This is a genomic window from Methylomonas sp. LWB (assembly GCF_001856095.1).
GTDB lineage: Bacteria > Pseudomonadota > Gammaproteobacteria > Methylococcales > Methylomonadaceae > Methylomonas > Methylomonas koyamae_A.
This window is the reverse complement of sequence record NZ_MKMC01000034.1, coordinates 355,614-367,994: the sequence shown is the minus strand read 5'-3', so window position 1 is coordinate 367,994 and position 12,381 is coordinate 355,614. Positions and strand designations below refer to the sequence as shown.

Here is a 12,381-nt window from a genome sequence, read left to right as displayed (position 1 = left end):
CCGATCCCGGACGGGGGCTGTGGAAGTACAGAGCACTTAACAACGGGAGGTACTACGAACTTACAGCAACGCCGGAACACTGCGGTCTAGCGGTTTCCGACGTTCGCGCGTCCGTGCGCTCCGAAGATGCCGGCTCGACCGGCACCCGAGCTAAAACCGGGACATCGCTCGCGCGGGTTTGGCGGGTTGCAGATTGCTGGCTAAAGCGGCGGCGCCGAACAAGGCCATGGATAACAGCCATTGCTCCAACACCAATCCAAAAATGCCGGCTGAAAAGAACGCGCCGGTCGCGATATCTCTGTATAAAGAGTCGGCCTTTTTCATTTCTGCTCCTAGACTGCATCGAGTCGGTTAGTGAAGTTGGTTTCACTTTAGGCCTGAGCGGATTTATTTACAATACGCATTTTTACAGATTTAAAATTTCCAAATAAGAAACAAAATTCTTCCCACAAGGACCGTCGCTCTTGTTAATATCTTGAGGATTGGCTGGAAACCGTCATTAACTTGTAAAGACGGCCGGGAATGGCGTCACCGGCTGGGAGACGACAAGTACGCTTAGGCCTCGTTCTCGCGGTCAATCAATGCGTCGCAAAACCGTCAGCGGCGCTTGCCGCACCACGCCGCGCACGCCCCAGAATCCCGCCAAACCCACGCCCAGCATGCCGATCAACGGCAATGCCAGCCACAGCGTAAAGTTGGGCCGGTATTCGATCTGCATCACTCGGTTATACAAAGCAAACAACACCGCTTCCGAGGCGATCACCGCCAGCACGCCGGCTGCTCCGCCCAACACCGCGAACTCGATCCAATGGCCGCGCCGCAAGAAGCCGCGGCCGGCACCGAGCGTGCGCAACAAGGCGCTCTCGCGGATGCGCCGGTCCAGGCTGGCGTAAACCGCCGCGAACAATACGGTAAACCCGGCGGCCAACGCGAAGTACAGCAAGACGTCGATGGCGCGGGTCAGTTGGGTCAGGATGGTTTTGAACTGCTTCAACAACAGATCGACTTCCAGGATCGTCGTCGCCGGAAAGCGCTTGACCAAACCGGTCAACAGAGATTTTTGCGATTCGTCCAGATAAAAGCTGGTCATGTAGGTGGCCGGGAAGCCGGTCAACGTGCCGGGCGAGAAAATCATGTAAAAATTCGGCTGCATCGTATCCCAACGCACGCTGCGCAGATTGGCGACCGTCGCGGTCAAGCGCTCGCTGCCGACCGTGAAACTCAATCGGTCGCCGGGATGAATACCCAGATTGTCGGCCAGCTTTTGTTCGACCGATACCAGGCCGGGCGCCAAGCCCCGCCAGGCGTCGCCGGCGACGACGCGGTTATCCTCGGGTAATTGCTCGGCCCAGGTCAGGCTCAGTTCGCGTTGGGTCGCCGCTTCGCCGGTGCTGTCCTTACTAACTCGGCGCTGCACCGCTTCTTGATTGATCTCGATTAGACGTCCCCGCACCACCGGGTAGAACGGGCTGGCGGTGATGCCAACGCCGGCGATGTCCCCACTAAAACCGCCGACCTGGTCCGGCAGAATGTTAAGCGCAAAGTGGTTGGGCGCCTGGTCCGGCAATTGCTTTTGCCACTCGGCGATCAAATCGGACCGTACGGTAAAGCTCAAGGCCATTGCCGCCAGGGTTACGCCGAAAGCCAGGATTTGACCGATGCCGGCCGGGCCGTGACTGATCAGGCCGCGCAAGGCCATGCGCCAGCCCAGATTCATGGCCGGCAGCGCGCGGCGGGCGGCCCTCAGCAGGCCGTAGAGCAACAAGCCCAGCAGTGCCAAGGTCAGCGCGCCGATGCCGAGTATCGTCGCGGTCATTTTCCAATCGCCGGTATAGCGCCAGATCAACGCGCCCACCACGCTCAGCGCCAAACCGTAAATCAGCCAGCCGCTGGCCGGCATCGGTTCCAGATCGCGGCGCAATACCCGCAGCGGCGCGACCCGGCGTAGCCGCAGCAGCGGCGGCAATGCAAAACCCAGCAGAATCGCCAAGCCGGTGGCGAAGCCGAAACCGACCGCCAGCCAGCCGGGATCGGCGACCCGCGCCGGCAACAAATCGCGCAGCATCAGGAACAAGCCGTGCTGGGCCAGCCAACCCAGCAGCGCGCCGCTGCCGCTGGTGACGATACCCAACATTAAAAATTGCCCCAAGTACAGCGCCACGATTTCACCCTGCTTGCAGCCCAGGCAGCGTAACAGCGCGGTAGCGTTGAAATGCCGCTCGGTGTAGCGGCCGGCGGCCATCGCGATCGCGACGCCGGCGATTAAAATCACCACGACGCTGGACAGCCCCAGATAGCGCTCGGCCCGGCTCAACGCCGAATCCAGTTCCGGCCTGTCGTTACGCACGTCCAGCAGGCGTTGCGACGGGTTCAACTGCGGCTTCAGCCAGTCGCGGTAGGCGTTCAGCGCCGTCTCGTCGCCGCTGAATTGATACGCGAAGCGCACCCGGCTGCCCGGTTGAACCACGCCGGTCGCGGCGAGATCGGCCAGCGCCATCATCACTCGCGGCGAGAAACTGTACAGATCGCCGCGCCGATCCGGCTCGTAGCCCAGCACTCGAGTCACGGTCAGCACGGCCTCTCCGACGGTCAGCCGGGCGCCCGGTTCCAGTTTCAAAGCTTGCAGCACCCGCTTGTCGACCCAAACCGTGCCGGGTTCCGGACCGGTGTGGACTTCGCTCAAATGATCGAAATCGCCGTCGCCGGTTTTCAAATAACCGCGCAACGGATAACCGCCGCCGGTCGCCTTGATCGAGGCCAGCAGCATTTCACCGTTTTCCAGCAACATGCTTGGGAATTCGACGGTTTGCGATTGAGCCAAGCCCAGTTCGCCGGCCTTGCCCAGCCAGGCGGGGTCGATTGCGGCCGGGCCGGCGACGGCTAGGTCGCCGGCCAGAAATTCGGCGGCCTGCAGCGTCATCGTGCGCTGCAGTCGGTCGGCGAACAGCGCAATCGCGGTCGAACTGGTCACCGCGATCAGCAAGGCCATCACCAACAGGGTCAATTCGCCGGAACGGCCGTCGCGCCACAGCATTTTCATCGCTAAGCGAAAGCGCTTCATACGATGCTCCCGGCTTCCAGCCGTATCGTGCGCTGGCAACGCGCCGCCAAGCTCATGTCGTGGGTTACCAGAATCAGGGTCGTGTGTAATTCCTGGTTCAATTCGAACAACAATTCGACGATGTGCGCGCCGGTGTTGCTGTCCAGATTGCCGGTCGGCTCGTCGGCGAACAAAATCGCCGGCCGGCCGACGAAGGCTCGCGCCAACGCGACGCGTTGCTGTTCGCCGCCGGACAGTTGCCGAGGCGTATGTTGCAGCCGCTTACCTAGGCCGACCCGCTCCAGCAAGGTTCGGGCGGCCGGTTCGGCGTTCGCGTTCCCGGCCAGCTCCAACGGCAGCATGACGTTTTCCAGCGCGGTCAAGGCCGGCAGCAATTGGAAGGACTGGAACACGAATCCGACCAACTCGTTGCGCAGCGCGGCCCGGCCGTCTTCGTTCATTTGGGTCAAATCGCGGCCGGCAACGATCACCGAGCCGCTACTCGGGGTGTCCAGCCCGGCCAGCAGACTCAACAGCGTGGACTTGCCCGATCCGGATTCGCCGACGATCGCGATGCTTTCGCCCGGCTTGATGATTAAATTCACCGATGCCAAGATATGCAAATCCCCATCCGAGGTGGGAACGGTTTTGCCGAGACCTTCGGCGACAATGACAGGTAGAGCGGCTGTGCGATTAATTGACATGACTGGAATGGTCCTTGCGATGGTATTAAGTGTGGCACCCACCGGGGCCGCGGCTAAGACGATCGTGGTGTTGGGAGACAGTATTAGTGCCGGTTACGGCATCGAAGTTCAGCTCGGCTGGGTCGCGCTGCTGCAAAAAAAACTGGTCGACGCCGGCAGCCCCCATGCGGTATTCAACGAGAGTATCAGCGGCGACACGTCGGCCGGCGGCTTGGCGCGTTTGGAGTCGATCTTGGCGCGTCACAAGCCCGATGTCGTGGTGCTGGAGTTGGGCGCCAACGATGGCTTGCGCGGCCTGTCGCCGCAAGAAATGAAGCGTAATCTGACCGAAATCGTCAACCGCTCGCGACACATCGGCGCTGAAGTGTTGTTGCTGGCGATGAAGATTCCCCCCAATTACGGCAAACGCTATATCGAGATGTTTTACGAAGTTTATCCGCAATTAGCCGGCGAGCTACAGTTGGCATGGGTGCCGTTCATTTTGGAAGACATTGCGCTGAAACCGGAACTGATGCAGGCCGACGGCCTGCATCCCAACGCCGACGCGCAACCGGCGCTGGTCGAGAAAATTTGGCCGTCCTTGCTTCCGTTGCTGAAATAGCCGCCGTCAACCGGCGATGAACGGCGACTTCCAATTGCCGGAACGGTAGCGTTCCAGATTGTCGCGAAATACCCCGGCGCCGCGGTATTCCCAATAGCCGGACAATTGGCCGAGGTTGTTGCAAAAACTGCGGACCATGACGATGACCGGCACGTAAAACCAATAGCTCGGCCGCAAGTCGGGGTTGTTGCGCTTTAAGGTGGTGATGACCGGATTGACCAGCGTGAAAAACATGAAGCTCAGTACCGCCATCGCGATCAACCAAAAACCGAAGAAACCGAAGCCCAGCAGCAGCGCCAGCATCCAGATCACGTGGTTGCGCAAGTGATAGAACACCGTTTTCAAGTCGGTTTGGCCAATCCGCCCAGTCCCCTTGCCGTACAAATAATATTGCTTGGCGAGTTTTTTCAGATTCGGTCGTGGGCGCCAGGAAATCACCGCCTCCGGCGCTACCGCCACCTTGCAGCCCAAGGCCTTGGCGCGCTGGGCGAATAAGGTGTCTTCGGCGGTGTACAGCCATTCCGGATAACCGCCGGCCGCCAGCCAGACGCTTTTGCGGAATGCCGAATTCCGGCCGTGAAACACTCGTTCCTCCTCGTTGGCGGCGTTGCCCGACGTGGATAGTTTGCCGGCGAAGAACTCGAAGTCGTTGATGCTTTCGACATTCCTGACCCCGGTCACGGCGCCGTAGTTCGGGTCGTTCAGCAAGGGTTGCACCAGCGCGGCCAGCCAGCCGTCCACCGGCCGGCAACCGCCGTCGGTGACGGCGACAATATCGCAATGGCTGCGGGCGATCGCGATATTGCGGCCCTGGGCAATATTGACGCCCGGCTCGACAAAGAACTTAACGTTGCGATGTTCGGCCGCGTAAGCGTTCAGCACGTCCAATGTACCGTCGCTGGAGCCGCCGTCGACGATGACGATTTCATCGGCGCGCAAGCTTTGCCGCAAGAAAGCGTCCAGCAATTGCCGAATGCTTTCGCGTTCGTTTAACACCGTGGAAATGATGGCTATAGTTGGTCTTTGCATGGGCTGCACACTTACCTTTTGGGGTTGATCGGAGCGACTCCGCCGCTACAAAGGATTGTCGAAATAGTCGCCGTCGAGTCCGCTACGATACCAAGCTTCCGTTACGGCGGCGGGTAACGGCGGCTCGCTAAAAACATGGTAACGATTGCCCTGCGACGGCAGGGCCTCGTAACCCAGGTCGCGAAACACCGGCGTCAGCCAGGGCGCCGCGACCTCCAGGTTGATCCAGGTCATACCGATTTCCCGCCAGTAGGCATATAGACGATACAGCAAGGCCGGCAGGGCTTCGCTGTCGTCGAGCCGGTAAAACACATCGCGCAACACCGCCATGTCGATCCCGTCGCCGAAGGCTTGCCGGTGCCAGACGGCGTAAGCTCTCAATCGCCCGCTAGCGTCGCGCAAACCCATTAGTTTCAACGGACAAGTAGGAAAATCGAATATACGCCAATTCAAATACCGGCTGCTTCTTTCCAGACAGGAGACATAGCCGCCGCGTGCCTGGTTCCACAATATGTCGTACTCGTCGCCGCAACGGGTTTCCTCGGTCAGCTTGAAGCCGGCGCGGCGCAGTTTGGCATCTCGAAGCGACAAACCGAGATCGAACAGCGAGCCGATGATCCGGCCGGCCGAGGTGCCGACCCGTTTTTGCCACGAGGCCTTGAAGCTGCTCCGCAAACGGAAAAAATCGTTGCTGTCGCCGCCGATCGCCGCGTACCCGAGTTTCCGATAGGCTTTTTGGGTAACGACGCCGGCCGAGGTACTGCTGGTCATCGCCGCGAATTGTCGGCATTGATCGATCAGCTCGGTCCCTATACCGCGACCGCGATAGGTCGAATCGACACTGGTGTTGGCGGCGAAGGCGATAACGGTCGATTGGCCGTCCAGCCACCACGGCTGGGCGAAGATGGCCCGAAACCCGATCAATTTACCGTGGTCCCTGACCCCGACGCCGATACCCGGAAATGCGGCCTGCCACGGGTTGTTGAGAATTCGGCGCTCCAGCCAATCGCCGACGCATTCCGGCGTTTGCTGAAACTCGGTAAAACTGTTCAATACCACCTGAATGCAGTCCGGAATATCGGCCGGACCGATGAATGAATAGCTGAAATTGTCTGCCTGATCGGGCTTGGACATGGAGATTCTCTAAAACTGGACGGAAAACGCGGCGGCCCAAGGCTCGCGCGCTACCCGGCAATCATAGTAGAAGCCCGGCGGCTTTGCCAGCGCCGGCGCCGCCAGTCCTTAAGTCCGGCTCTCCATTCAAGCTCGCGCTAATCGCTTGCCGACGGCCGCCCGTTTTTGTAAGCCCAGTAAAGTCAGCATGCCGCTTAAAAACAGCCAGGCGGCCGACGGCAACGCGCCTTTTAGATCGATAGATCGGGTCTCCTCGACGATGGGTTGAAACACGCTATTCAGTAACAGGGGAAAGTCGATGTCGATACTGCTAGTACTGACGCTACCGATTGCCGTGATCGCGCCGCCCAAGGTTTGCTCGGCTTCGAATCGAACTTGTTCGAAAACCGCTTCCGCTAAATCCCGAGCGGCGCCGACGCTAAGCGGCGCGGCGTCGGCGGCAAGCGCGGCGCCGCCTAAACCGATGCTTTCGTTACCGTTGGCCGGCGTGAGATTGGCCGCTAAACCCGCGTCCGCCCATAATGGACAGACTAACAAAATAACAGTCGAAAACCGCGTGATGCTCTCCATATAAACTCCCTATCAATATTCCAAAACCGATGGCTCGTGTGTTTCCCCTTCGAACCCGCGCGATCGGCCGCTTCAACAAGCCGGACTCAGGCGACCGCCATCCCGATCAGTAGTTTAGCAACTAACACGCCAGATGCCAGTCTCGATGGCCCATTTTTTTCAGGCTTACCGTGGCTTCCGGCGAACTGGCTCAAGGACTCGCCGTGACGAATGCTGGATTGCCGACAAATATTGCCTGGCACTTGTTGCACATACAACAATTCGGTCGGCGCCGACATTGATCGCCGCGAAGGTCCGCCCCGGCACGTCCCGAATCTCAGGGAAATCCCCCAGGGAAATACGGTTGAAAGATCGGCGCAACTTGCTACAGTAGCCGGCAGGTCGCCAACTCAAGGACTGCCGCCATGCTACGCAAAATCCTGATCGCCAATCGCGGCGAAATCGCGGTGCGGATCATTCGCGCCTGCGCCGAAATGGGTATCCGCTCGGCGGCGGTCTATACCGAGGCCGACCGCTTTGCATTGCACGTCAAGAAGGCCGACGAGTCGTATTGCATCGGCAGCGAGCCGGTCGCCGGCTATCTCAATATCTACGGTTTGGTCGATCTGGCGCTACGCACCGGTTGCGATGCCATCCATCCCGGCTACGGATTTCTGTCGGAAAACGCGCTGTTCGCGACCGCCTGCCAGGAACGCGGCCTGGTCTTCATCGGCCCGTCCGCCGAAGTGATCCGCAAGATGGGCGACAAGACCGAAGCTCGCGCGGCGATGCGGGCCGCCGGCTTGCCGGTCACGCCCGGCAGCGACGGCAACGTGGCCGATGTGGAACAGGCGCTGCAAGTGGCGGACGCGATCGGTTATCCGGTGATGCTGAAAGCCACTTCCGGCGGCGGCGGGCGCGGCATCCGCCGCTGCGACCATGCCGACGAACTGCGTCAGCAGTATCCGCGGGTGATTTCCGAAGCCGGCAAGGCCTTCGGCAGCGCCGAAGTGTTTTTGGAAAAATGCATCGTCGATCCGCTGCATATCGAGGTGCAAGTCCTGGCCGACCAATTCGGCAATACCATCCATCTCTACGAGCGCGATTGCTCGATTCAGCGCCGCAACCAGAAGCTGATCGAAATCGCCCCGTCGCCGCAACTCGACGAAGCCCAGCGCCAGTATCTGGGCGGTCTGGCGGTGATGGCGGCCAAGGCGGTCGGCTATACCAACGCCGGCACCGTCGAATTTTTGCTGGATCGCGACGGCCGCTTCTACTTCATGGAAATGAATACCCGCGTCCAGGTCGAACACACCATCACCGAGACCATCACCGGCGTCGATATCGTCGAAGAGCAGATTCGCGTCGCCGCCGGTTTGCCGTTGCGCTTCCGCCAGGAAGAGATCGTTCGGCGCGGCTATGCGATTCAATTCCGGGTGAACGCCGAAGACCCGCAGAACAGCTTTCTGCCCAGCTTCGGCCATATTTCCCGCTACTATGCGCCGGGCGGGCCGGGCGTGCGCACCGACACCGCGATTTATACCGGTTACGAAGTGCCGCCGTTTTTCGATTCGATGCTGGCCAAGGTCATCGTCAGTGCCATGACCTGGGAAGACGCGCTCAATCGCGGCGAACGGGCGTTGCGCGACATGGGCTTGTTCGGCATCAAGACCACGATCCCTTATTACCTGGAAATCCTGCGCCATCCGGATTTTCGGCGCGGCCGCTTCAATACCGGTTTCGTCGATGCGCATCCGGAATTGGTCAACTACTCCAACAAACCCCGCCCGGAAATTCTCGCCAGCGTGCTGGCGGCGGTGGTTGCGTCCCACACCGGCCTGTAAGCCGAGGAGCTAGCGATGAAAAAAGTCTATGTCACCGATGTGATTTTGCGCGACGCTCATCAATCGCTGATCGCCACCCGCTTGCGTACCGAAGACATGTTGCCGGCCTGCGCGCTGCTGGACGACATCGGCTACTGGTCGCTGGAATGCTGGGGCGGCGCCACCTTCGACGCTTGTTTGCGTTTTCTGAAGGAAGATCCGTGGGAGCGTTTGACTAAACTGAAAGCCGCGCTGCCCAACACCCGGCTGCAAATGCTGTTGCGCGGCCAGAACTTGCTCGGTTACCGGCATTATTCCGACGACGTGGTACGTAAATTCGTCGAAACCGCTGCCCAAAACGGCATAGACGTATTCCGGGTTTTCGATGCGCTGAACGACATCCGCAATCTGGAAACCGCCGTCGCGGCCGCCAAGACCGCCGGCAAGCATGCCCAGGGCACGATTTGCTACACCACCAGCCCGGTCCACGATATCGCCAGTTTCATCGCGCTGGGCAAGGGCTTGGCGGATCTTGGCTGCGACTCGATAGCGATCAAGGACATGGCCGGCCTGCTGACCCCCTACCGCGCCGAGGCATTGGTCAAGGCCTTGAAAGATGCGGTCGATCTGCCGCTGCATCTGCACTGCCACGCCACGGCCGGACTGGCCGAAATGTGCCAGCTCAAGGCCATCGAGGCCGGCTGCGAGCACGTCGATACCGCCTTATCGTCCTGGGCCGGCGGCACCAGTCATCCGCCGACCGAAAGCCTGGTCACCGCGTTGCGGGGTAGCGAATACGACACCGGCCTGGACTTGGACAAACTGCAGGCGGTTAACCAATACTTCGCCGAAGTCCGCAAGAAATACCGGCGCTACGAAAGCGAGTTCACCGGCATCGACACCCGCGTCCACATTTTTCAGGTGCCGGGCGGGATGATTTCGAACCTAGCCAATCAACTGAAGGAACGCAACGCGCTGGACCGGATCGGCGAGGTGTACCGGGAGATTCCGGCGGTGCGCAAGGACCTTGGCTATCCGCCGCTGGTGACGCCGACTTCGCAAATCGTCGGCACCCAGGCGGTCTTGAACGTGTTGACCGGCAAGCGCTACGAGACCATCAGCAACGAGGTCAAACGCTACCTGCACGGCGGTTACGGCAAGGCGCCGGCGCCGGTCGATCCGGAACTGCTAAAGAAAGCGGTTGGTAAGGAGGAGCCGATCGAGTGCCGACCGGCCGATCTGCTGAAGCCGGAATTTGTACATCTGCGCGGCGAGATCGGCCATCTGGCGTTGAACGACGAAGACGTGCTCAGTTACGCGATGTTTCCGGAAATCGGCAAGCAATTTTTGGAATTGCGTTCGACCGGCAATTTGGTCCCGGAACCTCTGGAACTGGAGGCCCCGCCGGAGGCTGTGGACAACAAGAAAGCGCCGACCGAATTCAACGTCGCGCTACACGGCGAGTCCTATCACGTCAAAGTCACCGGCGCCGGCCCCAAAAACCAGAGCCTGCGGCATTTTTACTTCACCGTGGACGGCATGCCGGAAGAAATCGTCATCGAAACCCTGGACGAAATCGTGCTGGACGGCGGCGCCCAGGGCGCGGTGAAAAGCGCGATCGCCAGCAAGCGGCGCCGGCCGGCCGCGCCGGGCGACGTGGTGACCAGCATGCCCTGCAACATCATCGACGTATTGATCCGCGAAGGCCAAAAAGTCGTGGCCGGCCAGGCCTTGCTGGTGACCGAAGCGATGAAAATGGAGACCGAAATCACCGCCCCGCTGGCCGGCATCGTCAAGGCCATCTTCGTTGCCAAGGGTGATGCGGTGAATCCGGACGAGGTGTTGATCGAAATAATTTAACACCCAACCGCCGGCTCGGAAGGTAAAATAGGCCGTTTGCTATCGAGACCGGCATCCTCCAAACACAACCAGCCGCGCGCGGCCGGGAGGAGCAACCGGCTCCAGTCTCATCGTTTATCTAGCCGGCAAAGACATTGACTCCGACTCCCGTCACCGAACAATCGATTAATCAGGCCGCCGATTTGTTGCGGCGCGGCGAATTGGTCGCCTTTCCGACCGAAACCGTCTACGGCCTGGGCGGCGATGCCGCCAATCCGGCCGCGGTCGCCAAAATTTTCGCGGCCAAAGGCCGGCCGGCTGACCATCCGCTGATCGTGCACATCGCCTCGGCCGAGCAACTGACCGAATGGGCCGTCGAGATTCCGGACGCGGCGCTGAAACTGGCCGCGCAGTTCTGGCCAGGCCCGTTGACGATGATTTTGAACAAGCGCCCGGACGTGCCGGACGCCGTGACCGGCGGTCAAACCACGATCGCGGTGCGGGTGCCGTCCAACCCGGTCGCGTTGCAGTTATTGCAAGCCTTCGGCGGCGGGATCGCGGCGCCGTCGGCCAACCGCTTCGGCCGGATCAGCCCGACCCAGGCCGGCCACGTCGCCGAGGAATTGGGCGATCGCGTCGCCTGCATTCTGGACGGCGGCGCTTGCTCGGTCGGCGTGGAATCGACGATTATCGACCTCAGCGACGGCCAGCCGGCCATCCTGCGGCCGGGCCGGATCACCCGCAGCCAGCTCAAGGCCGCGCTGGGTACCGAAGTCCGCCTGTCGCCGCAGAGCAAAATCCGCGCGCCCGGCATGCTGGCGGTGCATTACGCGCCGAATACGATGGCCTTGCTGTGTCCTGCCGACACCCTGATCGCGATGACCGACGAGCTGTGCGGCCAGGGTAAGCGCATCGGCATTCTGGCCTTCAGTCCGGCCATCGCCGAGATTCCCTGCCCGAACCTGATCAAATTGCCCGAGCAAGCCGAACACTACGAAAGCGCGCTGTACAGCGCCTTGCGCGAATTGGATAGCCGGCAACTGGACACGATTTTGATCGAGCAACCGCCCGACAGCGAAGCCTGGGCCGCCGTCAACGACCGGTTGAGCAAAGCCACGGTGTGAAATGACCGACGCCGAATGGATGCGCCACGCCATCCGCCTGGCGCAACGCGCCGAAGCGCAAGGCGAGGTGCCGGTCGGCGCGCTGTTGGTGCTGAACCAGCGCTGCATCGCCGAAGGCTGGAACCAGCCGATACAAAGCGACGATCCTACCGCCCACGCCGAAATCGTCACTCTGCGCAAGGCCGGCCGGGCGCTGCATAACTACCGCTTGATCGACACCACCTTGTACGTGACGCTGGAACCCTGCGTGATGTGCATGGGGGCGATCGCCCACGCCAGGGTCAAGCGCCTGGTGTTCGGCGCCTACGATCCTAAGCGCGGCGCGGTCTGTCATGCCCTGCAACTCAGCGACGCGCCGTTTTTGAATCATCGGGTGGAATGGAGCGGTGGCGTGTTGGAAGCCGACTGCGCCGAACTACTCAGCGATTTTTTCCGAGCCCGGCGCGGTTAACGACATGTATCAGTTTCTGGGTCGAAGTAGGTCGAAATGGTGCAAACTCAGGGGGATATCGTAGACTCCCCGGAAATTGGCTCGGGT

General features: G+C 60.7%; 11 protein-coding genes. 5 read left to right on the top strand and 6 right to left on the bottom strand.

Translation table 11 applies throughout. From position 1 onward, the window contains the following. Nucleotides 1-150: 150 nt before the first annotated feature. The 3 genes from BJL95_RS25230 to BJL95_RS15460 form a co-directional block, all read right to left on the bottom strand. On the bottom strand, nucleotides 151-324 hold the full coding sequence (locus BJL95_RS25230; RefSeq protein WP_168028434.1) for a hypothetical protein: 174 nt from the start codon (nucleotides 322-324) through the stop codon (nucleotides 151-153). A 250-nt stretch (nucleotides 325-574) separates the two neighbouring features. After that, nucleotides 575-3,061 (bottom strand): ABC transporter permease, encoded by a 2,487-nt coding sequence (locus BJL95_RS15465; protein ID WP_071159153.1) that lies wholly within the window; start codon nucleotides 3,059-3,061, stop codon nucleotides 575-577. Continuing rightward, the gene (locus BJL95_RS15460) at nucleotides 3,058-3,744 is read right to left on the bottom strand and encodes an ABC transporter ATP-binding protein (RefSeq protein WP_064023871.1); all 687 of its coding nucleotides are present in this window, start codon (nucleotides 3,742-3,744) and stop codon (nucleotides 3,058-3,060) included. Before BJL95_RS15460 ends, BJL95_RS15465 begins: the two co-directional genes overlap by 4 nt. On the opposite strand from BJL95_RS15460, the gene BJL95_RS15455 reads away from it, so the two are divergent. After that, complete coding sequence (locus BJL95_RS15455; RefSeq protein ID WP_071159151.1) at nucleotides 3,743-4,345, top strand: arylesterase; 603 nt, start codon at nucleotides 3,743-3,745, stop codon at nucleotides 4,343-4,345. The genes BJL95_RS15460 and BJL95_RS15455 overlap by 2 nt on opposite strands. 6 nt (nucleotides 4,346-4,351) lie before the next feature. Here BJL95_RS15455 and BJL95_RS15450 read toward each other — a convergent pair whose 3' ends face one another. The 3 genes from BJL95_RS15450 to BJL95_RS15440 all read right to left on the bottom strand — a co-directional run bounded on the left by BJL95_RS15450 (nucleotide 4,352) and on the right by BJL95_RS15440 (nucleotide 7,078). Continuing rightward, nucleotides 4,352-5,374, bottom strand: a complete 1,023-nt coding sequence (locus tag BJL95_RS15450) for a glycosyltransferase (RefSeq protein WP_071159149.1) — start codon at nucleotides 5,372-5,374, stop codon at nucleotides 4,352-4,354. Between the two features lie 45 nt (nucleotides 5,375-5,419). Next, complete coding sequence (locus BJL95_RS15445) at nucleotides 5,420-6,508, bottom strand: GNAT family N-acetyltransferase (protein WP_071159147.1); 1,089 nt, start codon at nucleotides 6,506-6,508, stop codon at nucleotides 5,420-5,422. Between the two features lie 126 nt (nucleotides 6,509-6,634). Beyond that, nucleotides 6,635-7,078, bottom strand: coding sequence for a hypothetical protein (locus tag BJL95_RS15440; RefSeq protein ID WP_071159146.1), 444 nt, complete (start codon nucleotides 7,076-7,078; stop codon nucleotides 6,635-6,637). A 404-nt stretch (nucleotides 7,079-7,482) separates the two neighbouring features. Here BJL95_RS15440 and BJL95_RS15430 point away from each other — a divergent pair, with 404 nt between their 5' ends. The 4 genes from BJL95_RS15430 (at nucleotide 7,483) to tadA (ending at nucleotide 12,294) form a co-directional block, all read left to right on the top strand. After that, nucleotides 7,483-8,901: an acetyl-CoA carboxylase biotin carboxylase subunit gene (locus tag BJL95_RS15430; RefSeq protein ID WP_071159144.1), complete on the top strand. Its 1,419-nt coding sequence runs from the start codon at nucleotides 7,483-7,485 to the stop codon at nucleotides 8,899-8,901. Between the two features lie 15 nt (nucleotides 8,902-8,916). Further along, nucleotides 8,917-10,740: a sodium-extruding oxaloacetate decarboxylase subunit alpha gene (gene oadA, locus BJL95_RS15425; protein ID WP_071159143.1), complete on the top strand. Its 1,824-nt coding sequence runs from the start codon at nucleotides 8,917-8,919 to the stop codon at nucleotides 10,738-10,740. 134 nt (nucleotides 10,741-10,874) lie between these two features. Further along, on the top strand, nucleotides 10,875-11,843 hold the full coding sequence (locus tag BJL95_RS15420) for an L-threonylcarbamoyladenylate synthase (protein ID WP_071159142.1): 969 nt from the start codon (nucleotides 10,875-10,877) through the stop codon (nucleotides 11,841-11,843). Between the two features lies 1 nt (nucleotide 11,844). Then, entirely contained in the window at nucleotides 11,845-12,294 is a 450-nt protein-coding gene (gene tadA / locus BJL95_RS15415) for a tRNA adenosine(34) deaminase TadA (protein ID WP_071159140.1), read from the top strand. Nucleotides 12,295-12,381: the final 87 nt, after the last annotated feature.

Excerpts from the sequence above, each read along its gene's own strand:
- BJL95_RS25230 (WP_168028434.1), bottom strand. The coding sequence starts at position 324 with ATGAAAAAGGCCGACTCTTTATACAGAGATATCGCGACCGGCGCGTTC.
- BJL95_RS15465 (WP_071159153.1), bottom strand. The coding sequence starts at position 3,061 with ATGAAGCGCTTTCGCTTAGCGATGAAAATGCTGTGGCGCGACGGCCGT.
- BJL95_RS15455 (WP_071159151.1), top strand. The coding sequence starts at position 3,743 with ATGACTGGAATGGTCCTTGCGATGGTATTAAGTGTGGCACCCACCGGG.
- BJL95_RS15460 (WP_064023871.1), bottom strand. The coding sequence starts at position 3,744 with ATGTCAATTAATCGCACAGCCGCTCTACCTGTCATTGTCGCCGAAGGT.
- BJL95_RS15450 (WP_071159149.1), bottom strand. The coding sequence starts at position 5,374 with ATGCAAAGACCAACTATAGCCATCATTTCCACGGTGTTAAACGAACGC.
- BJL95_RS15445 (WP_071159147.1), bottom strand. The coding sequence starts at position 6,508 with ATGTCCAAGCCCGATCAGGCAGACAATTTCAGCTATTCATTCATCGGT.
- BJL95_RS15440 (WP_071159146.1), bottom strand. The coding sequence starts at position 7,078 with ATGGAGAGCATCACGCGGTTTTCGACTGTTATTTTGTTAGTCTGTCCA.
- BJL95_RS15430 (WP_071159144.1), top strand. The coding sequence starts at position 7,483 with ATGCTACGCAAAATCCTGATCGCCAATCGCGGCGAAATCGCGGTGCGG.
- oadA (WP_071159143.1), top strand. The coding sequence starts at position 8,917 with ATGAAAAAAGTCTATGTCACCGATGTGATTTTGCGCGACGCTCATCAA.
- tadA (WP_071159140.1), top strand. The coding sequence starts at position 11,845 with ATGACCGACGCCGAATGGATGCGCCACGCCATCCGCCTGGCGCAACGC.